This window comes from Candidatus Magasanikbacteria bacterium (genome assembly GCA_021648085.1).
GTDB lineage: Bacteria > Patescibacteriota > Patescibacteriia > Magasanikbacterales > UBA922 > JAKITS01.
In genome coordinates, this window is sequence record JAKITS010000001.1 from 301923 (window position 1) to 324610 (window position 22688).

General features: G+C 31.2%; 26 protein-coding genes. 10 read left to right on the plus strand and 16 right to left on the minus strand.

All coding sequences use genetic code 11. The features are described 5' to 3' along the window. Nucleotides 1-49: 49 nt before the first annotated feature. Nucleotides 50-2197 (minus strand): DNA helicase RecQ, encoded by a 2148-nt coding sequence (gene recQ / locus L3J07_01490; protein MCF6276502.1) that lies wholly within the window; start codon nucleotides 2195-2197, stop codon nucleotides 50-52. Between the two features lie 85 nt (nucleotides 2198-2282). After that, on the minus strand, nucleotides 2283-2633 hold the full coding sequence (locus L3J07_01495) for a hypothetical protein (GenBank protein ID MCF6276503.1): 351 nt from the start codon (nucleotides 2631-2633) through the stop codon (nucleotides 2283-2285). Nucleotides 2634-2748: 115 nt separating this feature from the next. On the opposite strand from L3J07_01495, the gene L3J07_01500 reads away from it, so the two are divergent. The 4 genes from L3J07_01500 to L3J07_01515 all read left to right on the plus strand — a co-directional run bounded on the left by L3J07_01500 (nucleotide 2749) and on the right by L3J07_01515 (nucleotide 5203). Continuing rightward, complete coding sequence (locus tag L3J07_01500) at nucleotides 2749-3003, plus strand: hypothetical protein (GenBank protein MCF6276504.1); 255 nt, start codon at nucleotides 2749-2751, stop codon at nucleotides 3001-3003. 14 nt (nucleotides 3004-3017) lie between these two features. Continuing rightward, nucleotides 3018-3572 (plus strand): HD domain-containing protein, encoded by a 555-nt coding sequence (locus tag L3J07_01505; GenBank protein ID MCF6276505.1) that lies wholly within the window; start codon nucleotides 3018-3020, stop codon nucleotides 3570-3572. A 103-nt stretch (nucleotides 3573-3675) separates the two neighbouring features. Further along, on the plus strand, nucleotides 3676-3819 hold the full coding sequence (locus L3J07_01510) for a hypothetical protein (GenBank protein MCF6276506.1): 144 nt from the start codon (nucleotides 3676-3678) through the stop codon (nucleotides 3817-3819). 106 nt (nucleotides 3820-3925) lie between these two features. Beyond that, nucleotides 3926-5203, plus strand: a complete 1278-nt coding sequence (locus L3J07_01515) for a hypothetical protein (GenBank protein MCF6276507.1) — start codon at nucleotides 3926-3928, stop codon at nucleotides 5201-5203. Here the strand turns inward: L3J07_01515 and L3J07_01520 are convergent. Then, entirely contained in the window at nucleotides 5178-5756 is a 579-nt protein-coding gene (locus L3J07_01520; protein MCF6276508.1) for an exonuclease domain-containing protein, read from the minus strand. The two genes, L3J07_01515 and L3J07_01520, sit on opposite strands and share 26 nt — an antisense overlap. A gap of 111 nt (nucleotides 5757-5867) precedes the next feature. On the opposite strand from L3J07_01520, the gene L3J07_01525 reads away from it, so the two are divergent. The 4 genes from L3J07_01525 (at nucleotide 5868) to L3J07_01540 (ending at nucleotide 8268) form a co-directional block, all read left to right on the plus strand. Continuing rightward, nucleotides 5868-6206, plus strand: coding sequence for a hypothetical protein (locus tag L3J07_01525; protein MCF6276509.1), 339 nt, complete (start codon nucleotides 5868-5870; stop codon nucleotides 6204-6206). Between the two features lie 94 nt (nucleotides 6207-6300). After that, on the plus strand, nucleotides 6301-6693 hold the full coding sequence (locus L3J07_01530; GenBank protein MCF6276510.1) for a hypothetical protein: 393 nt from the start codon (nucleotides 6301-6303) through the stop codon (nucleotides 6691-6693). 89 nt (nucleotides 6694-6782) lie between these two features. Next, the gene (locus L3J07_01535) at nucleotides 6783-8048 is read left to right on the plus strand and encodes a U32 family peptidase (GenBank protein ID MCF6276511.1); all 1266 of its coding nucleotides are present in this window, start codon (nucleotides 6783-6785) and stop codon (nucleotides 8046-8048) included. Then, complete coding sequence (locus L3J07_01540) at nucleotides 8026-8268, plus strand: ferredoxin (GenBank protein MCF6276512.1); 243 nt, start codon at nucleotides 8026-8028, stop codon at nucleotides 8266-8268. The genes L3J07_01535 and L3J07_01540 overlap by 23 nt, the downstream gene beginning before the upstream one ends. A gap of 102 nt (nucleotides 8269-8370) precedes the next feature. Here L3J07_01540 and L3J07_01545 read toward each other — a convergent pair whose 3' ends face one another. From L3J07_01545 to L3J07_01580, 8 genes are read right to left on the minus strand one after another with little or no spacing between them, the layout of a single operon-like run. Next, the gene (locus tag L3J07_01545; protein MCF6276513.1) at nucleotides 8371-8814 is read right to left on the minus strand and encodes a type II secretion system GspH family protein; all 444 of its coding nucleotides are present in this window, start codon (nucleotides 8812-8814) and stop codon (nucleotides 8371-8373) included. 11 nt (nucleotides 8815-8825) lie between these two features. After that, nucleotides 8826-9626, minus strand: a complete 801-nt coding sequence (locus L3J07_01550) for a hypothetical protein (protein MCF6276514.1) — start codon at nucleotides 9624-9626, stop codon at nucleotides 8826-8828. After that, entirely contained in the window at nucleotides 9601-10116 is a 516-nt protein-coding gene (locus L3J07_01555; GenBank protein MCF6276515.1) for a prepilin-type N-terminal cleavage/methylation domain-containing protein, read from the minus strand. Before L3J07_01555 ends, L3J07_01550 begins: the two co-directional genes overlap by 26 nt. A gap of 3 nt (nucleotides 10117-10119) precedes the next feature. Then, the gene (locus L3J07_01560) at nucleotides 10120-11715 is read right to left on the minus strand and encodes a hypothetical protein (protein MCF6276516.1); all 1596 of its coding nucleotides are present in this window, start codon (nucleotides 11713-11715) and stop codon (nucleotides 10120-10122) included. Then, a complete protein-coding gene (locus L3J07_01565) occupies nucleotides 11666-12112 on the minus strand; it encodes a type II secretion system GspH family protein (GenBank protein MCF6276517.1) in 447 nt (148 codons plus the stop codon). The genes L3J07_01560 and L3J07_01565 overlap by 50 nt, the downstream gene beginning before the upstream one ends. Nucleotides 12113-12116: 4 nt before the next feature. Further along, nucleotides 12117-13568 (minus strand): type II secretion system F family protein, encoded by a 1452-nt coding sequence (locus L3J07_01570; protein MCF6276518.1) that lies wholly within the window; start codon nucleotides 13566-13568, stop codon nucleotides 12117-12119. Beyond that, the gene (locus L3J07_01575; protein MCF6276519.1) at nucleotides 13540-15258 is read right to left on the minus strand and encodes a type II/IV secretion system protein; all 1719 of its coding nucleotides are present in this window, start codon (nucleotides 15256-15258) and stop codon (nucleotides 13540-13542) included. Before L3J07_01575 ends, L3J07_01570 begins: the two co-directional genes overlap by 29 nt. A gap of 26 nt (nucleotides 15259-15284) precedes the next feature. After that, complete coding sequence (locus tag L3J07_01580) at nucleotides 15285-15656, minus strand: response regulator (protein ID MCF6276520.1); 372 nt, start codon at nucleotides 15654-15656, stop codon at nucleotides 15285-15287. A gap of 88 nt (nucleotides 15657-15744) precedes the next feature. Between L3J07_01580 and L3J07_01585 the strand changes: the two genes are divergently transcribed. After that, a complete protein-coding gene (locus tag L3J07_01585; protein ID MCF6276521.1) occupies nucleotides 15745-16998 on the plus strand; it encodes a peptidoglycan DD-metalloendopeptidase family protein in 1254 nt (417 codons plus the stop codon). A gap of 18 nt (nucleotides 16999-17016) precedes the next feature. After that, nucleotides 17017-17394, plus strand: coding sequence for a hypothetical protein (locus L3J07_01590; protein ID MCF6276522.1), 378 nt, complete (start codon nucleotides 17017-17019; stop codon nucleotides 17392-17394). A gap of 426 nt (nucleotides 17395-17820) precedes the next feature. Here L3J07_01590 and L3J07_01595 read toward each other — a convergent pair whose 3' ends face one another. Genes L3J07_01595 through L3J07_01615 form a run of 5 tightly spaced genes read right to left on the minus strand, consistent with a single transcriptional unit; the run spans nucleotide 17821 to nucleotide 22686 of the window. Next, the gene (locus L3J07_01595; protein MCF6276523.1) at nucleotides 17821-18771 is read right to left on the minus strand and encodes an FtsQ-type POTRA domain-containing protein; all 951 of its coding nucleotides are present in this window, start codon (nucleotides 18769-18771) and stop codon (nucleotides 17821-17823) included. 34 nt (nucleotides 18772-18805) lie between these two features. After that, complete coding sequence (locus tag L3J07_01600; protein MCF6276524.1) at nucleotides 18806-20386, minus strand: UDP-N-acetylmuramoyl-tripeptide--D-alanyl-D-alanine ligase; 1581 nt, start codon at nucleotides 20384-20386, stop codon at nucleotides 18806-18808. A gap of 47 nt (nucleotides 20387-20433) precedes the next feature. After that, the gene (gene serS / locus L3J07_01605; GenBank protein MCF6276525.1) at nucleotides 20434-21687 is read right to left on the minus strand and encodes a serine--tRNA ligase; all 1254 of its coding nucleotides are present in this window, start codon (nucleotides 21685-21687) and stop codon (nucleotides 20434-20436) included. Beyond that, on the minus strand, nucleotides 21681-22286 hold the full coding sequence (gene rdgB, locus L3J07_01610; protein ID MCF6276526.1) for an RdgB/HAM1 family non-canonical purine NTP pyrophosphatase: 606 nt from the start codon (nucleotides 22284-22286) through the stop codon (nucleotides 21681-21683). The genes serS and rdgB overlap by 7 nt, the downstream gene beginning before the upstream one ends. Continuing rightward, on the minus strand, nucleotides 22252-22686 hold the full coding sequence (locus L3J07_01615) for an FAD synthase (protein ID MCF6276527.1): 435 nt from the start codon (nucleotides 22684-22686) through the stop codon (nucleotides 22252-22254). Before L3J07_01615 ends, rdgB begins: the two co-directional genes overlap by 35 nt. Nucleotides 22687-22688 lie beyond the last annotated feature (2 nt).

Consider the following 22688-nt stretch of genomic DNA (forward strand, 5'->3'; position numbering starts at 1 on the left):
TAAATTTTTTAAAATAAAAAACTCCTAGAAAATCTAGGAGTTTGTTATTTTAAATCTGTATAACACCTTTTTGAGTATTTATTTTTTTGTGGTGAGCAATTCCAAATTTGAGCTGTTCATAAGTAAATTTCCCCTTGAATTTATTGTGGAAAGGTTTCATTATCACGGGTACACCTTTTTTATCTATCATTTCTAAAATTTCTTTTAAATCGTATTTGGTCATAAAATCAAATATTTTTATATCGTAGCCTTCTTCATATAGTTGTATTATGTGGTTATAAATAGTTTGAGTTTTTAGTTTTCTTTCTCTTGCAATTTGAGCAACTGGAGCACCTTGGCGATAATGGGAGAAGGTTACTTGTTGTGTACTGCCTTTAAATTTAGTTTCTTTTGTGTCGCAGGATTTTATAAATTTTGTAATTTCATCTATAAATTGTTGTCCGTAAGATACAAATTTTTTATCACCAACTCCTGTAATTTTTTTCATTTCTTTTTCTGTGATTGGCATATTTTGTGTCATTTCGTCCAAAGTTTTATCATTGAAAACTATATATGGCGGGATATCTTTTTGTTTAGAAATACCTCTACGAAGTTCGCGAAGGAGATGAAAAAGTTTTTCTTCGGCAGTTTCTCTTTTTGTTTGCACTTTTTCTTTGGTTTGTTTTTTGGCACGCTGCTGTATAGATTCTAGTGTAACGAATTTAACTTGTTTTTTGCCAAGCAAAACTTCTTTTCCAACTTCTGAGATACTTAGTTTATTATTATTGTCGTATGCCACATCTATCAAACCTAAGTTGAGCATTTGGAGTAGATAGTGGTGCCAGTTTTCTTGTGAGATGTCTTTGCCTGCGCCGTACGTCTTTATTTTATCCAAACCTTGTGCAACCAAGTCAAATCTTCTAGAACCCCGCAAAACGTCTATCAGCATCTGTATTCCAACATTGGATTTCAATCTATAAATTGCAGAAAGTGCTTTGCGAGAAATCTCTGTGCCATCAAAAATTTCTGGTGGATTGTCGCAAACATCACAATTATCACAATTTTTATCCAAATGTTCATTGAAATAGGCAAGTAATGTTCTACGACGACAAATTAGTGAGTCTGCAAACTGTTGCATTCTATTTAATTTTGCAAGTTGAAGCTGAGGTTGACCACTTTCTGTAGCAAATCTTTTAAGTAGGACAACATCTGCAAAAGTGTAAAATAAAACTACTTCACTCGGCATTCCATCTCTTCCAGCTCGTCCAATTTCTTGATAGTATCCTTCTATATTTTTGGGTAAGTTGTAATGAATTACAAACCGTACATTTGACTTATCTATCCCCATTCCAAAAGCAATGGTTGCAACTATTATGTCTGTGCGTCCATAAATAAAATCTTCTTGTTTTTTCGAGCGATCATAAGAGTTTACACCAGCATGGTAATACTCCGCATTTATTCCATATTTTTGCAATTCTATTGCAGTTTTTTCAGTTTGTTTTCTACTTAAACAATATATAATTCCACATTCGTCTTTTCGCGCTTTTACAAACTCTAATATTTTTTGCATTCTTTTTCTGGCTGGCAATACAGAAAGATGAAGATTTGGTCTATCGAAAGAAGAGATAAAAACTTTTGGTTTATTTAGGGATAGTTGAGTCAAAATATCTTTGCGAGTAAGTTTGTCTGCAGTAGCTGTAAGAGCAATAATAGGAATATTTGGAAAATGAGATTTTAAATATGAAAGTTTTGTATATTCTTTGCGGAAATCATGACCCCAAGAAGAAATACAGTGAGCCTCGTCTATTGCAAATAAACTAACATTTATTTCTTGTAGAAAATTTTGAAAATAAGGTGATACTAGTTTTTCTGGAGAAACATACAAAAGTTTAATTTCGCCGTTTCTCACAGCCTTTTCCACATCTAAAGCTTCTTCATTTTCTAGCGAACTATTCAAAAAATTTGCACGAATTCCACTACCAACCAAACTCTCAACTTGATCTTTCATAAGTGCAATAAGAGGGGAAACCACGATAGTGATTCCGGGCAAAATAGTAGCAGGAAGTTGGTAGCACAAAGATTTTCCACCACCAGTAGGCATTAGAACTAGACAATCTTGTTTTGCGAGAACTGTATCTATAATTTCTTTTTGAGTAGAGCGAAATTTGCTAAATCCAAAATTGTGTTTCAGTGATTTTTGTATTTCTTTTTTATTCATAGAATTTATTGTATCAAAGAATATCAAAAAGACATATTTTTTATATCAAAAAACTCCTAAAGTTTAATAGGAGTTTTTATAATTGTTATATTTTTTGGAATTTTACACTGAATATTGGTTCGTAGTCGTTGCCATATTCATCTTTTAGTTCTATTGGTTTTCCTTTCATCAGAGTTGTAAGTGCAATATCGCTTAACATTTGCTTATCATTCATTAAGTCTTCTTTTAGATTGTCTAACTGACCGAATTCTGAACTGAAGTCGGCTTTTATTTGATTTTCTATGCTTTTCTTTTTTTCTTTCAAAACACTTAGTTTATCTGCAATTTCTTTGTATTGTGAAGAGGCTTCCAAGGCATCTCTATATGCAGATTTTATGTCTTTTTGTTTTCTCTGTGTTTCTTTTATTCGTTCAAAGATTTCGCGTATGTCTTTCATAGTTTAGTCTAAAAAATTATAGAAATATTATAACATATTTTTATAATTTTGTATTTTTATTTTGTTTGGTGTTAGTGTTGTGCTAATATAATTACTCACTCAAAAGGAGGGTAAAATGGCTGTTCGTTTAGAATTGAATCCAAAAGCAGTTGGTTTTTTTGGAGACAGAGCTGTGCGCAATGAGGACGCAAGAAGAAGAGTGCCAAAAAGAAAATATGATGATTATTTTTGGGATGAACATGTGGGACCTTTTGAAATAGATGAAGTAGAACTTAGCGAGAGTAAAGGGATTCGTAGATTAGGATTGAAAACTCAAGTTGTGACAGCTCCTGGGAATCCACATGTGCGGACTCGGCTTACCCCACTTTAGAAGTTAGGTATTTTGTGGTTAAACCTGCTAGAATTTTAGGGCTGAACCACGAATTATGTTCTGCTTCTGCTATTGGTCATGATATTGGGCATACACCATTTGGTCATGCTGGAGAAAGTTTTTTGGCAGAAGTGACAGGTAAAAAATTTAGGCATAATATTTTTAGCGTTGTGATTGCCCAATTTATTGAAAGAACTGGGAGTGGTTTAGGGCTCACACACCAAACTTTGTCTGGGATGAAGAATCATTCTAGAGGTGGTGGAGATGTTGTTTCAGATTTAAAAGCATCATTAGAAGATAATTTGTTGATGTTGGGGGATAAAATAGCTTACACATGGTCGGATATAAATGATATATTTTTTAGGTTAAAACTTTTGGATATTGCTGATTTTCCAGAATTGCAAATACTTATGAATTGGTTTGGAAATAACCAAAGAGAAAGGATGAAAACCTGTATTATTGGTTTGTGCAACGAATCCGTAGAAAAAAATACGATTTCCTTTATCGATAGTGATGCTGGAGCTAAATTTAATCGTATAAAAAAACTATGTATGAAAAAAATATGGTAAATCTAATTTTAAAGGTGTAAGGGATAATTTAGCAAAAGTTTATGACTTTTTACTTGGCAATCCTCTTTTAGGTACGGTTGATCCCGCGATAGCTTTGGCTCTTATGACAGATAATGATGTGTTTGCTTTGTGTAAAAAGAAATATTTAAAAGAACAACATGATTTACTGCGGTCTTCTGTTTGGGAAATTATTCCCAAATTGCAAGGCAGGGAAATTGATTTTATGGATCCAGGTTTAGATTGGTAGTTTTATATTTTAAACCGACTTTTAATAAGTCGGTTTTTTTATTTGACAGAAGTTTTTTTAAAATATAGAATTCATCACAGTACCTTACAACTTATAGGAGAAAAAAATGGAAACAGACTATAAACATGCTTTCTGTTTTGTTTTAGACCTTTTAAATAGAGGGTTATTTACGACAGAAGAAACTTCAAAAGTTCTTGAAAAAATATTAAATAAAGAAACTAGGAAAAATTGCATTGCGGAGTGTCTTAGGTGTAAAAGATTTGAGAATGATTTTGATTTTGTATTTTCGGATATACAAAATCATTTTACTTATTGGCCTGTATATTTCAAGAGATTTCTCGAAGAAGTTTCTGAATTACCAGAATTAACTTTTACGAGTAGGCTTGTACATGCGAGATTGGCTTATTTTTTGGAAAGATGTTATTTGGAGCACACAGATAGGGGTTTTAATTTTTCTGGATTTAATATGAAAGTTGGAGATGTTTTGGAGAAAGTTAGTTTACCAGGTTTTTTGAGAGAATCTAATTTGATTTTAATAGGAAAAAGACAGCCAAGTTTCAGTGAAAGTGTTCGAGCAACCCTACTTAGATACAAAAAAATGGAAGAGTTTGGTAGAATTTTTGTTGGTGACCAAAATGTGCAAGCAATAATTTTGGGAGGATCTTTGGGGTATGGCCCATTTTTAAATGTTCGGTCTGCAGTAGGAAATTCAAGTAGTTCAGATTTGGATGTTATTGTTATTGTAAAAGATTTTAATGATATTATTAAAAATAGAAAATTTTACAAAACAGCTCTGTTTTACAAAAAAGCTAAACATCAGTTTAAAAGAAGATTGGGTGTATTTCAGGAATTATATAAAAAAATGGATGCTGTTGTTTTTAGTCAAAAGTTTGATATTGTGGATACAGATTTTTATATAAGTATTCATTTTATAACAATCGATACACTAAAATCAATTATCGGCAAACCGTTTGAAGCTCAATTACTAAGAAGTGAAGATATTAGTCTTTATGTTTCAGACTATAAAGCTAAAAATAAAATATTTTTTGGTGATAGATTTGGGTTTAGTAAAATAATAAAAAGTAAACCTATTTTAAAATTAGAAAATCAAAAAATAAAAAGCGGTTTTATAACTTTTGTCGAGGGGTATTCCATAATAAATGGAAGGTTTTATCCTGGAATATATCATAATATAATTTCACCAAAATTTTCTGTTTGGCATGATAAAGATAACGATACTACTAATTTGGTAAGAAGATTTAAACGGGTTTTTGTAGAGAGGTATAAAATGGAACGAGTTCAATTTAGAGATTGCTCTCATATATTTAATTCACACTTGAGATATCCAATTTTTTCTCCTATTTTGATGGCGCAAAACCGATAGTTTGTTCAAATTTATGGACGGCCGCAGACATACTACGCACATCGTGTAAAGCATTGTGTGTGTGACCGTCCATTTTTAATCCTACGGCTTTATAAAGTGTTCCGCTAGAATATTTATCTGGATCAACTCCCCAAAAGGGGAGTTTTTGTTTTACTTTTATAAAAGGTCTATTTTTATAAAGAAAAGATATGTTGTGGTAATTGCAATTTTGCAAAAATACTCCAAAATCAGCATTGAAAGTCCAAATAGTATTATCTCCACAAAAATTATAAAATTTTTCTAAAGCTTCTTTAAAATTTATCCCTTTTTTATCCATTTGTTTTTGTGTTATTCCTGTTAGTTCTGTTGAAAATTCTGGTAGAATTTTTGTAAAAGGAGGTTTTACTAATATATCAAAAAAACCTAACTCTTCGTTTGTTTTTGAATTTACCAAAATAGCTGCTATTTGTGTTACTTGTCTTTGTTCTTTTTCTGTGGGTCTTCCACTTTCTCGAGTCATTCCGGGATAGACATATTCCAAATCTACGAATATTCTTTTTTTATCGGATTTCATATTTTTACTAAATTTTATTATAAATATTTAGTATAACATAATTTTTAACTTGACAATCTTACTTTTTAAAGCTAATCTTTCTATATGGTCTTTTCAAAAAGGAGGTATGAAGTGTACAATGTATCTGGTGTATTTTTAAGATGTGAAGGCTTTGATAGCAGTAGTAAAGTTCTATGTCTGGTTCTTTATTTTGAAGATAAAAATGATATTAAATTATTTTTTATTTATTCTTCTTTACAGGGAAATTCTGTTTTAAATTCTTTTAGTGATTCTGAACTTTCTATCTTTGACAAAACAGTTTTAAAGAAGAGGTTGTGTTCACTACCAAATAGTGATTCTATAAATATCCTGGGAATCTTAAGTGGTGCAAGTGCAAAAACGACAATGACATTAATTTGGAGATTAGCAGGTGATTATCCTAATAAAACAGAAAAGCCAGTATTAAATTAAAACTAAAAGCTCTAATCAATTTAGAGCTTTTTTTTGATTTTTAATTTATTTTTTGGTAAGATTGTTTCAGGTGTTCTTTTCAATAGGAGGAAAGATGAGCGAAGAAGAAAGCATCTACATTAATATTAGAGAATTTCCTTTTTCGTATGAGCAAGAAAAAGATCAGCGTAATGGTTTTGTTGTTTTTGTAGGTTTTGATAATAAGTATTATTTTTTTTATTTATTTTCTAAACAAGATTTTGATTTTTGTTGTGAATTTATTTCTTGTAAATATAAAAACAAAGAACAATTTAGTGAAGCACTCCGTAATTATTTTAATTCTAAGATAACACTTGAACTACCAGAAAGTTCAGATTTTGAAATGCAAATGCTGGAAGACGCAGCAGCAGTTATTGCGTGGGGTTTTATTGTAAAAGATGAAGATACTGAAAATAATTGTGAAAAATGTCCCTTGTTTGCAGATCTTAAAGGACTGCAACCAAATTAGACCCATAAACCTCTTTAATTAGAGGTTTTTTATTTTAGACTTGATTTTTTTATATTTTTTTGTTATTATTACTTGAAATAAATATTTTTATGAAAAAAAGAGAAATAGAAATAATGTCACCAGCGGGCTCTTTTGAGAGTTTGTATTCGGCAATAAAAGCAGGCGCAAATTCTGTTTATTTTGGAATAGACAAACTAAATATGCGTGCTCGCGCAGCGGTAAATTTTACAATAGAAGATTTAGAAAAAATAGTAAAAATTTGTAATGAAAACAGTGTAAAAACTTATTTAACAGTAAATATAGTTTTGTATAATCATGATTTAAAACAAATGAAAAAGGTTTGTGATTCTGCAAAAAAAGCTGGAATTACAGCAATAATCGCAGCAGATATCTCAGCTATTCAATACGCAAATTCTATTGATTTGCAGGTTCACATTTCTACACAGGCAAATGTTTCAAATATAGAAGCTGTAAAGTTTTACTCAAAATTTTCAGATGTTGTTGTTTTGGCACGCGAATTGACTTTTGGACAAATTAAAGATATTTGCGAAACTATAAAAAATGAAAATATTTTAGGTAAAAGTGGAGAATTACTAAGAATTGAGATTTTTGTACACGGAGCACTTTGTGTTGCAATTTCAGGAAAATGCTATATGAGTCTGGCAACACACAATTCTTCTGCAAATAGGGGTGCGTGTCTACAAAATTGTCGCAGAACCTATAGAGTAATAGAAGAAGACACTGGAAATGAATTGGTAATAGACAATAAATTTGTGATGTCGCCCAAAGATTTGTGTACAGTTGGGTATATCGATAAGATTTTGGAGGCAGGTGTCTGTGTGCTAAAAATAGAGGGAAGAGGAAGGTCTGCAGATTATGTTTACACAACTACAAAAGTTTACAGAGAGGCATCAGATAGTTATCTGGAAGGAGACTTTACAAAAGAAAAAATTATAAAATGGATAGATGAATTGAAAAAAGTATTCAATCGTGGTTTTTGGTATGGTGGGTATTATCTTGGAAAAAAACAAGAAGAATGGAGCGCTTCATATGGTTCACAGTCTACAAAAGAAAGATTATTTGTTGGAAGAGTAGTTCACTATTATCCAAAAGTTGGAATTGCAGAAATTAAACTGGAGACAAAAGATGTACTAGAAGGTGAAGAGGTCTGTATTACGGGTCCAACAACGGGAATTCTTAAAGAAAAAGTAGCGGGGCTGAGGGTTGAAGGAGAAAAATTTAATAAATCTAAAAAAGGTGATATAATTACTTTCAAGGTTTCAGAAAGAGTAAGAAAAAATGATAAGTTATTTGTAATAAGAGATAGAAAATATGTCCAAAATTATACAAAATAAAGAAAATTGTATTGGCTGTAATTCTTGTATTGAGTATGCGCCAGATTATTGGAAAATAGGGGAGGATGGTAAGGCAATTCTAAAAAGATCAACGGGGAAAAATAGTAATCAGATTTTAGAAGTCGAAGATTTTGAATTAGAAAAAAATAAATTAGCTGCTGAAGCTTGCCCAATGGGCTGTATTCAGATATTAGATGATAATGGAAAAGTTATAAAATAAATCATCCCTGGGGTTTTTTGTTTTAATTGTTTCCACACCGAGGCAAGCCTCGGTGTATTACTATGAATAAAAAATAGCCTCATAATAGAGGCTATTTTTTATTTATCTTTTTACCGATATAGTCTCTCCAGCTTCTGCGTCTGGAGCAATCACAGTTATTCTACCAGAATTTCCTGATTTTTTAATTTCATAACATACTCCATTTGGGTCGCAGACACCACTTGGGTCAAGCGGTATGTCTACTAAATATTCTTCGTTTGTAGTTAAAATAGACAGATCAATTAATCCTGTGCAATCTAAAGCATTTGTCTTACAAATTTCAGTTTGAGTTTGTGTAATTGTGGTTGGTAGGTTTCCATTGTTATCTACTCGATATTGATGAATTGCATTTAAAATTGTGTGTATTTCTACACTCCTTTCTGCATTTCTTGTTTCTTGAAAGCGTGTTTCAGGATCTATTATAAATACAACCATAGCATACAAAATAGCAATAATTGATATTGTAAGTAAAAGTTCTATCATTGTGAATCCTTTTTGATTTTTCATAATATTTTAATTTAAAAATCTGCAACTTCATCCCAAGAAACTAGATTTATATTAGGCGTTATTTGGTCTATTATAATTTCTATCTTTCTTGTGGAATTTCCAACTGTTCCTGTTGTTTTTATTTCTCTATTTTGGTCGTTTGAGATGGTTCCACCTCCTGTAACTTCTGATGTTGTGGTAGATCCATCGCTCATTGTAAATATAACCGTAACGGTTCCACCTTGAATTTGTTTATCAAATTCAAGTTTTAAGTCTAGTTGCGATCCGCCAGATAGCAGTATATAATCCGTCACATCTAAAAAAGTACCTGATGTTTTCTTTTTGTCCCAAATTTTATCGCCATCTATTCTAATTTTTTTTATTTTGTTTCCAGGGTCTCCTCCGGTCCAACTCACGGTCATTCCTGTAATAGTTATATCAGCTGTTGTTGAAGTGTTTTGCAAAGTAATCCCTTCTATATCATCACCACCTCCTGTATAAGTAAGTCCAGATATATCAACATTATTAAAATCTCCCTGGGTAGTTGCTGTAGATGTTGTAATAATTATTTCCATTGTGCACTGTCCATCATCTAAAAATATTGTATCTGTTCCAGAATATAACTCGGATTCATTTATTCTTTGGAGTGCTTCTTCTGCGCATATTTCTGCAGCATATTTTGCCTGGCTAAATTTTAGTGTGTCTGCATCTGTCCTTAAATAATCTGTTCCAAGAAATAACATAGTCAATACTATAGATAGACTGACCGCCCCCAATGTCAAAACACTTATAAGTGCTACAAATCCTTTATCGTCTAACAGTTGCTGATCCATAAAATGTTTTTTCATATTTAAATTCGTTTTGATTTGCTGGATTTTTATGTGCTATTGTTATCTCAACTCTAATAATACCAGTTGTAGAAGCTCTTGTAACATTTCTAAATACTATATTTGTAATATCAATAAGATTATTATTTAGTATAATTGGTGTTTGCACACCTTCTGTAATGAATAAATCTGTATTAGTAAGTGTAAAGGTCGTTGGATTTTTTGTGACATTACTCATAACCAAAGAAAGGTTACTGCTACTAGATCCAGCTGATGGGGAGTTTATAGAGCTGGCTTTTCTTATAGATTTTATTATTGTTCTTGCTATAAATTCTCCTTGTCTTTCTACTTCGTTTATTGTTTGATTTTTTGCTTTAGATTCCATTACCATTGTAACAAACAAAAACATACTTCCTAAAAAAAATACCAATATAGAAATATATAATATTAATTCAACAAGTGAAAATCCTTTTTTATTTTTTATAATTTTTTTCATAGACTAAAAAGAGAGTGGGGTAGGAGTATAAATTGAACCGTCCAGCATCAAAAAATCTATTGTAATTACTGTCCCAATCATACTTTTTGTGAAATAAAGTCTTAATTGTTTATTATCTGTAGGGGCTATTGCATAATCCGTAATGTCAACTTGTGTACCAGAGGACACGTTCGGATTCCACACATTTGTTCCGCCAATTCTTATTTTATCTAAAAGTGCTGCTGGATCTCCACCTGTCCATGTGATAGTCATTTCTACTATTGTAATATCACCAAAAGGCGCCAAACTTGATAAATAATTTCCAGAAACTCTTTTGTCACCTTTGTGAGTGTACGCCCCACTACTATCCATTGTTAAGTAGTAAGCTTCATTTTCTGACAAAACAAACGATACGACCATTGTCTTTGTAGATCCATCTAACATTGTAAATTCTACAGTTACAACAGTCCCGCTCATATCTTCTGTGAAGTGCAGTCTAAGTTCATCTGGATTTGCCCCACTAGTCAGAACGGTATCAGTAATATCAGCAGTAGCACCAGAGACAATATTTGGATTCCAAACTGTATTTCCACCTATTTTAATTCTGTCCAAAAGTGTACCTCCTATACCACCGGTCCAGCTTACGACCATTGAAGCTACTGTGATATCTCCAAAAGGAGCTGTATTACTTAGCTCTGTTCCATATATACGCTTATTCCCATTAGATAAATATGTTGTAGATGTGTTTACAGATAAATAACTAGCCTCATCTCCTGACAAAACAAACGATACGACCATTGTCTTTGTAGATCCATCTAACATTGTAAATTCTACAGTTACAACAGTCCCGCTCATATCTTTTGTGAATCGTAGTCTAAGTTCATCTGGATTTGCCCCACTAGTCAGAACGGTATCAGTAATATCAGCAGTAGCACCAGAGACAATATTTGGACTCCAAACAGTATTTCCTGCTATGTCTATTCGATCTAAAAGTGCTGCAGGATCTCCACCAGTCCAGCTTACGACCATTGAAGTGATAGTTATAGGTCCTGTGGAAGAAGTATTTTGTAAGGTTGTGCCGTATATTCTTTTGTTTGCATTTGTTAGGTATGTGTTTGCAGTGTCTATAGTTAAATAACTGGATTCTGTATCAGTACTTCCAGATCCGGGTGGGCGCCAATTTGTAAGACGTATTCCAAGCTGATAAGAAGATGTTGTATTTTCTCGCGGATTCCATGTAATTGTAGTTGTTGCAGATTTTCTATTTGTATCTATACTGCTAATATCTATAGTTCTTGTAAAAAAATTATCTGTTACATCCGGTGTTCCTGTTAAATCCCACTGGTTTGATACCAGTCCTAATCCATGTGTTCCGTCTGTTAATAATGTAAAATCATCATCTTTTATGTTTCTCAATGCTTCAACAGCTTCTTCTGCTAAAAGCGTAGCACGCCCTCTATCACCACTATTTACAGTTGTATCTTTTGTGTAAATCAAGGAACCGGCCATTGTAGTAACAAGCATTATAAATAATGCTCCGGAAAGAATAATTTCAACAAGTGAAAATCCTTTAATTTCCTTGAACACCTTTTTCATTAATTGTGATTGTTTTTGTTTCATTGTCTATTGTTAACTCTATATTTGCTATATTTTGTGGATCTCCTGTGAACTTACTAAATATAATATCTGTTGTTCCACTTACTATAACCCTCGCAGACATCTTTGTTATTTCTTCAAAAGAAAGGTCTCTTGTGGGGTAGTCTGTACCTTTAAATACAGTAATATCTTCATTCTCTATATGAACACTCCAATTATCGTCTTCTATCATATTTCTAGATAAAATCTGTGCCCTGTAAAGACTTGTTTTAAGCATTTCAGAGGCTAAATCGACATCATTTTTTGTTTGAAAAACAGAGTATATTGGTGCAGACACAGCTATTATAATTCCAAGTAGCGATATTACTAAAACCATTTCCAACAAAGTAAAACCTTTAGTTTTACAGATAGAAATATACATAAGATTACTCTAAAATGGTTATATAAGTACCTAATACCCATCCAGTTTCACCACTATCTAATGTTATTTTATACCATCCATTTTCTGTTTCAGAATAAATATAAGTATCGGTGGGCTCAACTTTTTCGATCAAACCACCGTTTAAAGATGGAGTACTACGCACATTTAAAAACCCAGTACCCGTAGGGAGAATCTCTAAAAGATTTTTAGGTTTTATGTTTGTTGTAGACTCACTCGTTGTCGATGTTTCTGTAGGCATTGTTTCAATAATATCTGTCTGTGTACTTATTGGTGGTGGGGAAGTTGGCTGATTTTGTTTTTTATTTTGAGACCCAACTCCAGCAACCAAATTGTAGATTGGTAGTATTACAGCCAAAGCTACCAAAAGAACACCCATCCATACTATAACTAACAAAATTGGTTCGAGCATTACACTTAGATTTTTTGTTGTTGTTTCTATTTTTGCGTCAAATTTTTTACCTATTTGAATAAGACTGGAACCTAGTTTACCAGACTGTTCTCCGGCTATAATAAGAGCTTGAACTGATACTGGTATTAATTTTTTTGAATATTTGTATTTTTTGAAACTCTCTTCTATAGACAGACCATTTTTTACATTGTCATGAAGTTTTTTATAAAATTTTGAATATAAGTTAAATTTACTAGCCTCTGATAGTGAGTCTAATGATTTTAAGATTGGAACACTAGCTTCTAATAGTGTTCCAAGAAAATAGCCCATTCTTGCTAACTCTACATATTGAATAAGTTTGGAAATTCCAGGTGTTTTAAACAACATCCAAAAACCAACAAAGTTCGTTTTTTTATATATAAACAAAAAGAAAAATAATAATAAAATAGTAATTATTAATATTGGGAAAAAAATAGATCCTTTTTCTGTTATAAAATTTGAAAAACCAATAAGAATTCTAGTAGCAAGAGGTAGCTCTACACCCAACGATGTAAAAATACCAGTAAGCCTCGGAAGTACAAAAAAAGCTGTTCCAAGACCAATTACTAGTGTAAGTGAAATAACAAAACTTGGATACAACATTGCAGATCTAATTTTTGAATTATAGACTTGTTCTTTTCTTTGTTGTTCTAAAATTAAATTAAGGTTTTCTGCCATTGTCCCGCTCTCTTCTCCCATTTTTACCAAAGATATAAAATATTCTGAAAGTATGTTTGTTTTTTGAAAAGTTTTCCACAGCGATTCACCTGCATCAACATTTCTGGAAATGTAGGTAATGGCAAATTTCATTGCCCAAGTTTTACTTTCTTTTTTAAGAATAGATAATATTTTACTAATACCCATCCCAGAGCCATATAATAAAGAAAAGTTCTCGATAAATATATTTTTTTCTTTTTTAGATATCAAAATTCTAGTTAGAAATAACTTTCTTTTTATACTTTTTTTATTATATTTCTTTTTACTTTTTCTTTTTACTTTTTTTTTCATAATGTTTTTTGTTTGTAAGTTGTTCATTTACCCCAGCAACCCGCATTACTTCTTCTAGTGTTGTCACACCTTGACGTACTTTAATAATACCATCTTCCATAAGGCTTTTAGTACCCTTCTCCCTCGCTATCCTCCATATGTGCTGTGCCGATGGTTTTTCTAGGATTAAACTTTTTAATTCTCTATCTATCTCTAAAAATTCATAAATACCAACACGACCACTGTAGCCAATACCGGAACAGGTTGCACAAGTTTTTCCATATCTATCCTCACCCTTTCCTTTGTACAGGCGAACGCTTTTTTCTGGAAAATGTATCTTGTGAGAGTGGGGAAGTTCTTTTTTGATATAAGAGTGTGAAGCTGTAAAACTAACCTTGCACTGCTGACAAATTCGCCTTACAAGCCTTTGAGAAATTATAAGTTCCAGTGTGGATGATAAAAGAAAAGTCTCAGCACCCATAAAAGTCATACGAGGTAGGGAAGAGGCGGCATTGTTTGCATGAAAAGTAGATAAAAGAAGGTGTCCTGTAAGTGCAGCATTTAGTGCTATGTCAACAGTTTCTTTATCACGGATTTCTCCAACAAGAACAACATCTGGGTCTTGACGAACAATAGAGCGCAAACCTTTTGAGAAGGTTATTTTCTTCCCTTCGTTTACCTGAATCTGATTAATTCCTGGAATTCTATACTCAACAGGATCTTCAATAGTCGTAATGTTAATTTCTGGAGTATTTATATATTTTAAAATGGAGTAAAGAGTAGTTGTTTTACCTGAACCTGTTGGGCCTGTTACTAAAATCATACCAAAAGGTTTTTTAGCATTTTTTTCTATAATCTCTTGATTTTCTTGTGATATTCCCAAATCTTCAAAAGTAAAACCTTTTACATAGTGAGATAAAATTCTAGCAGCAATTTTCTCTCCTCTTATTGTTGGGATAATAGAAATACGCATATTTACAGTTTCTCCACCAGTTTCTACATTTATACCACCATCTTGGATTGTTTGGTGCTCGTCTATCCTTAATCTTGCTAAAATTTTTATTCTGTTTAAAACATTACTATAAAATTGTTTTGGTATGTTACCAGCCTCTTTAAGTACACCATCTATACGAAATCTCACTACCACATCTTTTTCTTCTGGCTCAAAATGGACATCGGACGCTCCAAAAAGTACAGCATCGTGAAAAATTTCATTTAATATATCTGGAGCCACCGTTACACCTTCTTTGATAATCTTACTAAATCTGGTGATTAATTTTTTTTTGTAATATAGTAAAATTCCCTCTATATCTTCTGGTAATGAAAAGGCTATTTTTATTTTTTTACCCTTGAATTCTCGTTTTATGGCAGACTTAAGCCCATGTTTTTTGGGATTGTCTGTGGTAACCACAACTAGCCCTTTTTCTTTTTTAAATAAAATAGCATTAAATTTTACAGCTATTTTTTCTGAAAGTTTAAGAACAATTTCTTTTGATGGAACAGAGGCACCTAAGTTTATGTAGGAGGTTTTATAAAATTCTGCTATTGCTTGACCTAGGAGATCTTTACTCAATAAATTTCTAGAAAGTAGATAATCTTCTAGTTTTGCGTGCTGATGTTTAATAATTCTTCTTGCTTGGGACAGTTCTTTTTTTGTAATATAATCTCCAGCAAGTAAAATTTGAGCTATTTGTTTATTATCAAAAGGCATAATTTAGACAGACAAGTTTTATTTAATTATTTTACGTATTTTTTTACTTCTTTTACAAGGTCTAGTAGTGAGACATCTGTTTTTATAAAATACCCTTTTACACTTTTGTATCCTTTTACTTTTTTTTCGTCTTCAGTTTGGCTTAAGTTTGTGGATACCAAAACAGGAACATGTACATGGCGTTTTTTCATTTTTTCTAAAACAGTAAAACCATCGATTTTGGGTAAAATTAAATCTAAAATCATTAGGTCATACTTTCCTTTTTTTAGATCTTTCAACGCTTCCGCGCCATCGTAAGCTATTACAGGTTCAAATCCAGATTTTTTTAGTTTTAACGCCAATGCTTTTGCGAGTGGTTTGTGGTCTTCTGTGATTAAAATTTTTTTCTTTTTATGCATAAAATTTATATTAACTACATTATAACATAAATTGTGGAAGCTTTAAATTACTTGAATTTTCTCTTGTGGATATGTTATAATTTATCGTATGAGAAAAGGACTTATATTTTTATTTATTTTTTTGGTTGGCTTGATAGCTTTGCCTATTTTTGTATTTTCACAAGAAGAAGAATCAGAGAATATGCAGGAAGAGGTGGTTTCAGCAGAAGTTGAAATGTTAAACCAACGAATAAAAGAAAAGCAAGATAAGATAAAACAAATAGAAAAAAGTATTGCAAATTATAAAAATAAAATAAAGTCAAAAAGATTAGAAGCTATTTCACTTTCAAACCAGATGTCTATTTTGGATAATAGGGTGGCTCAAGTAGAGTTAGACATAGAGTTTACAAAAGAAAAATTAGATGTTTTAAATTTAGAAATAGAACAGTTAGAGTTGTCAATTTATGAAAATAAAGAGGTAATGGATAGGCAAAAAATTATGATCGCAGAGCTTATACGAACCCTCCATCAAAATAAAGATAGAAATTTTATAGAAGTTTTGGCTACTTACAATTCTTTTTCAGAGTTTTACAATGGTTTGCAGTATCTAGAAACAGTAGAAGAAGGTTTGGGGCAAAGCGTCTATTCATTAAAAGTTGCAAAAGTACAATTAGATGAAAAAAAAGACGAAAGAGAAACCAAAAAAGATAGCTATTTAAAGTTAAACGATAAATTACAAGAAAAAAAGAAAGATTTGGAAGAGAATGTGTTTAATAAAGAGACATTACTTGTTCAAACAAAAGCGTCTGAAAGAACATTTAAAACCTTGGTCGGCAACCTAAGAAGTCAATACGAGCAAATAGAAGGTGAGATACAAGGAATTGAAGAGCAAATGCGTAAAAAATTGGAAGGAGGAAATAAACTGGAAAATATAAATACAGGAGGTAATTTTATGTTGTCATGGCCAGTTCCCAGTAGGTATGTCACCTCTTATTTTCATGATCCAGACTATCCATACCGACATGTTTTTGAGCATAATGCTATAGATATTAGAGCAAGCCAAGGTACACCACTTAAGGCTGCTGCAGCTGGGTATGTAGCAAAAGCCAGAAGGTGTTACGCATCTACTTGTTATAGTTATATTATGATTATTCACTCCGGAGGCTTTACTACTGTGTATGGTCATCCTAGTAGTATATCAGTAAATGTAGATCAGTTTGTTGCAAAAGGGGACATAATAGGCTATTCTGGAGGAACACCAGGTACAAATGGTGCCGGACCTTTTGTAACTGGACCTCACCTACACTTTGAATTGCGAAAAAATGGTATTCCTGTAAATCCGTTGGCTTATTTGCCACACTAAACAAGGAGGAAAGAGGAGATGATAAAAAAGTTCTTTTTGAATTTACTTACTGTTATTAGTTATAAATTTTTTATTATAAAAAGATTATTTAAACGAAATAAAAAACAACTTCTAACTATATCAGAAGTTAAAGTTGGATATACTATTGATTGGGCAGATAATTTCAAAGAATGGGCTGAAAAAAGGTATGGTGCTGGATCTTTTAAGGTTTTAGACATAAAAGAAAATAACTTAATGACGCGTAGGGTGATAAGAAGCGGAGAACTTTTAAATAAAACTCCATTATGTTTTTTGATAAAAATATGTGGAGGCAGTGTAAGAGAAAAGGGGGAGAGGTTATGGTTTGAAGGGGATTTCTTTTTTGGAAAAGAAATCTTTATTTACACTAAAGTATAAAAGCAAAACCCAGATAAGTAAAAGTCTGGGTTTTTTTTGTATACAAAATGTATAGCGTCGTACAATAAAAAATAGTTTAGCTGTTGGGGGAAGTTGGGTGGTGTATTTTTTAGTTTATTTACTAGTAAAAAATATAAAATATATAAATAATAAACTTATTTCTATATAAAACTGCCTTAATTGTAAATAAAAAAATATTTTTTTATTTACAATATTGTTAAATGACTTTTATATTCTTGTTCTAGAAAAGAAAGTTTTAAATAAAGATGAATATTTACACCCATACTCTGAAGAGGTGTATTATAGAGTGTCGTATAATATACATTGTGCGACACTCTATCTTTCTTTGTTTTGAGCTTCTTAAGTCTTCTTCTGGGGGGAAAGAAAGATTTGTATGTTTTATTTTTTTATACATACCTCTCTTTTTTACTTCCAGTATGCTCTTCCTTTATACCTCAGGTCTATATATTCCAAACCTTCTGTATGGTTTTTTATTTCTTTGTCTAATAGTACAACTAGTTGATTGTATTGAGTATTTATATCACGCACCAAAGAAGCATACAGCCTCCAACCTTCCCCTGTTTTTATAACAATATTTCCCAATTCATTTTCAATTTCAACATATTCTAATGTTATACCAGAATATTCGTATAAAAGATCATACCACGCTATAACACCGCGCACCGTTTCTTTTTTAAGTACTTTTTGATTTATATTTGAATCTACTCCCCTCTTATCATATATTATTGGATAATCTCCCATTTCATCTATTATTTCTTTTTTACTCAAAATATGCTCTCTATTTATCTCAAGTTCTTCCACAGTCTCTTCTCCAAGCTCATTCGTAGAGCTTGTAGTCTCTGTGGTTATTAACCACTCATCTTCCCCAACCTGCCTTATCTTATCTACTACAACACCGTCCAGTCCTATAAATGAGTAGTTTAAACCGTTATCATAAATAATAGTAGATATTTTTTCTTCTATTCTTATAAATATTTTATTTGGAAAATTTTTCTCAACCACAATAGATTTTATCGGAAATTTATTTGTTAAAATATCTCTTATTTCGCGTACATTTATAAGAAAATAATTTTTTGCTGGAATTACAAAAAATTTGTCATAATTCATTATTGCATCCACAGTTTCTTGAATTTCTTTTTCTTCTATGCGTTCCAGTCCTACAATATGGATAAACCTTACTTGAAAAAAAGAGTGGAAAAAAAGTAGTTTAAAAGTAAAAACTATACTGAGTACTATAATTAAGAACCCTATTTTTTGTGGAATAGAATTTTCTTTTTTTTTCTGTTTAAACGGATTAGAACTACTATTTTTTTTATTATTAAATTTATAGATCTTCCGTTTTTTTTGAGCTACCATATTCTGAAGTTATTGAATTTAATAATAGAAGTTGTTAGGTGTATTTTTTTATATCTTTGTCAGCTAAGATTTCTTTATAGACTTCTTCTGGTAATCTATGTTCAAGTAAAATAACATTTTTATTTTGTTTTAATTTTTTTATATACCTTGTAAGTTTTTTCTTGTCTAGTTTATAATACATTTTAACCTCTTTTTCATTTATGCCAGCCTCAAAAAGATGTGCCGGTTTTTTTGTTGTGAGAATAATTTTATCTGCATATTTAGTCATATATTCACCAACTTCTTTGTGTTTTTCTTTTGTCTTTCTTCCAAGCTCAAACATTCCTTTTGCAATAACTATTTTGGTATAAGAGTTATTAAAAATTTCCAGTGTTTTTAGTGCTGTTTTAAAGCCTACTGGGTTTGAATTATAGCTATCGTCTATGATTATAGATTTTCCATACCTCATTAACTTCATAGTTCTATCCGGTACGGTTATTTTACTACAAGCTTCAATAATATTTTTTTTATCAACTCCAAATGAAACCGCAGCCAAAATAGACGCACCTAAATTGTAAGCTTGGTGTTTTCCTAAAATTGGAGATGTTATTTTCCAATTTTCTTTATTTATTTTAAAATTTATCTCTATCCCCTTTTCTGTTTCAATAACTTTTTTTATTAAACAATTTGGTTTGTTTTCTAAGTTTGCACCAAAAGTCCGTACTTTTGATCGCACTTTTGGTAAAAGTTCTTTTATATATTCGTTGTCTATGTTTGCAATTGAAATCCCCTTTTTTGGTATGGCATGTAATAGTTCAAATTTTGCATGTTGTATATTTTTTATTGTTTTAAAAAGTACCAAATGTTGCTCTATTATTGTTGTTAATATGCCTACAGTTGGCTTTGTTATTTTTGTCATTATCTTTATTTCACCTTTTCCGTAAGATCCCATTTCTACCACAAAAATATCATAACTACTAAAATCTGTTTGTAATATAAATTTTGCTATTCCCATTTCTGTATTTATATTTTTTGGCGTATGAATTACATTGAATTTTTTTTCTAGAATTTGAGACAAAAATACTTTTACAGTAGTTTTTCCATAGCTTCCTGTAATTCCAACCACTTTTAATCTTTTATAGTTACGCATTTTTTCTGTTGCTTTTTTAATGTAATAATTTTTTAACAAAACAGAAAATGGCCATAAAATAATAGAAGTCAAGATAAAAATAAACGGTCTAAAAAGTAAAATAACTAAAGCTAAAGGGCTTCCTAAAAGAAAAATAAAAACAATAGTTTCAACAATTGTTGGCAATAGAAGAGTTAAAAACGATCTAAATGTGAAGGTCGGTAGACTTTTTCTTAAGAAAGAGATAAGTCTATAAACTATATCTACTATTAGCATTATTGCAATTATTTGCAATATGTTTTCAGAAAAGTTTGGATTAAAAATTAAAAAAAGAGCCGTAATCTTCCAAAAAAAATGAAGTTTTGAAAATGATTTTATACCACCTCTGGAGAAGAAATAATCTTTTGTTCTATCCAGTCTGTAATCGGCAAACTGAAGAATTGAGGTGTGCTCAGCATATTCCAATAAGGCACTAAAAAATAATAAAAAAGTTATTATTGTTTGCATATGAAGTTTTTATAATTTTAAAACTATTTTGTATAACAAAGCAAAAATTATTTTCTTTCAATTTTTTCTTTCCCTATATATTTTTGCAGTACTTTCGGAATCAATATACTACCGTCTTCTTGTTGTAAGTTTTCTAAGATTGCAATTGGAAACCTTGATGCTACTATTGCAGTTCCGTTTAGCGTATGTACAAATTCTGTCGATCCGTCTTCTTTTTTGTATTTTATATTTAGTCTGCGAGCCTGATAGTCTGTGCAATTGCTAGCGCTTGTAATTTCACCATAACCACCGTTTTCACCTACCATATTCATATAAGCTTCTATATCGTATTTTCTGTATGCTGGTGCTCCTAAGTCTCCAGTTGGGATGTCTATTACTCTGTATGGAATTTCCAAACCATCACATATTTTCTGCTCCATCTCTAATAATTCTTGATGTATTTTTTCACTTTCCTCTGGTTTGCAAAATACAAACATTTCTAGTTTTGTAAATTGATGAACTCGGTAGATTCCTTTACTTGTTCTGCCGTAAGCCCCAGCTTCTTTACGGAAACAATGAGAAAGTCCAGCATATTTTATAGGGCCATTTGATAAATCTATAGTTTCATTTGCGTGATATCCTGCTAAAGGAATTTCTGCTGTTCCAATTAAATTCAACTCTTCATTTTCTATTTTATAAATTTGATCTTCTTCTCCACGAGGATTAAAACCAGCACCCTCCAAAATTTCAGTCTTTGCCAAGTCTGGTGTAATCATTAAATCGAAATTATAATCTTGCAGAATTTCCAAACCATATGAAATTAAAGCTCTTTCTAATAAAACTGCATCATTTTTAAGAAAATACCATTTTGATCCAGCAATTTTTGCTCCACGCTCAAAATCTATCATATTCAAATTTTCCATCAACTCATCGTGATTTTTTGCGTCAAAACTAAAATTTGGTTTTTCACCTTTTATCTCCAAAACTTTAAAATCTTCCTCCCCTCCTCTGGGAGTTTTTGGATGAATTAAGTTTGGGACTCTTTTGTACAAATCAAAATAATCCACGTCAACAAGTTCTAATTCTGTTTCTAGTCCTTTAATCTCCAAACCAACCCTCTTTAATTCTTCAATTTCCTCTGGTGTTGGTTTACTCTTCGAACCTTTATTTCTAGAAGCTCTTTTATCTTCTAATTTTACTATAATGCCCCTTCTTTTTTTATCTACATCTAGCAATCTATCTATATCCAAGTCCACAAAACGATCTTTCACATTTTGTTTTATCAAATCTATATTTTTACGAATAAAGTTTATATCTAACATATTTGTGTTTGTAAATATTCTTTCATTTTTCTTATTGCTTGCCCGCGGTGACTTATTTCATTTTTTTCCTCCAAACTGAGATCATCGTATATTTTGTTTAGCTTTGGCACAAAAAATATAGGATCGTATCCAAAACCAGTCTTTATTATAGCAGGATATTCTTCAGAAATTAAACCATTTACTTTCCCCAATACAGATTTACTAGTTTTTGTGTTTGGATCGTAAAAAGTAATCACAGTTCTAAAACTAGCGTTTCTTTTGCTTAAGTCTATTCCTTTAAGTTTTTCTAAAACAAGATCACACTTTTCTTTGTGTGAATCAGCAACTCTAGCACTATGCACTCCAGGCCAACCATCCAAATCATTTACAAAAAGTCCACTGTCATCTGCCAAAGTATTCAATCCTGTTTTTTCTGCATAATACTTTGCTTTAAGTAATGAATTTCCTTCCAATGTCTCTTCTGTTTCTTCTGGGTCTTCTATTTCAAAATTCAAATCATCGAGAAAAATAAAATCAAAATATTCGAAGTTTTCAAACTCTTTTTTAATTTCTTCAATTTTATTTTTATTTGTTGTTGCAATTAGAAGTTTTGTTACCATATTTTTTTATAAGATGTGTTTTTAGTCGCTTTTCTTTGAAAGATTTTAGTCTAACAATTTTACTATTTATACTTTCTTTTTCAAGATAACCTTCTAAGTTATTCACAAACATTTTTTGGTCATAACCTAGTGCAATGATATTAGGTTTTTGTTCTAATATCACTTTATAAACATATTTTTTACTTCCAAATACAACCTTATCAACCAATTTTATATTTTCCATTATTTCTTTTCTTTCGTTTTCTGTATGGAAACATCTAGATTTTTTTATTTTTTCTACATTTTTGTCTCTTGCTATAACTACAATTAAATAATTTCCTAGTTTTTTTGCTTGTTGAAGCATTTTCAAATGTCCAAAATGTATCAGATCAAAAGTGCCAAAAACCATTACCTTTTTCATAA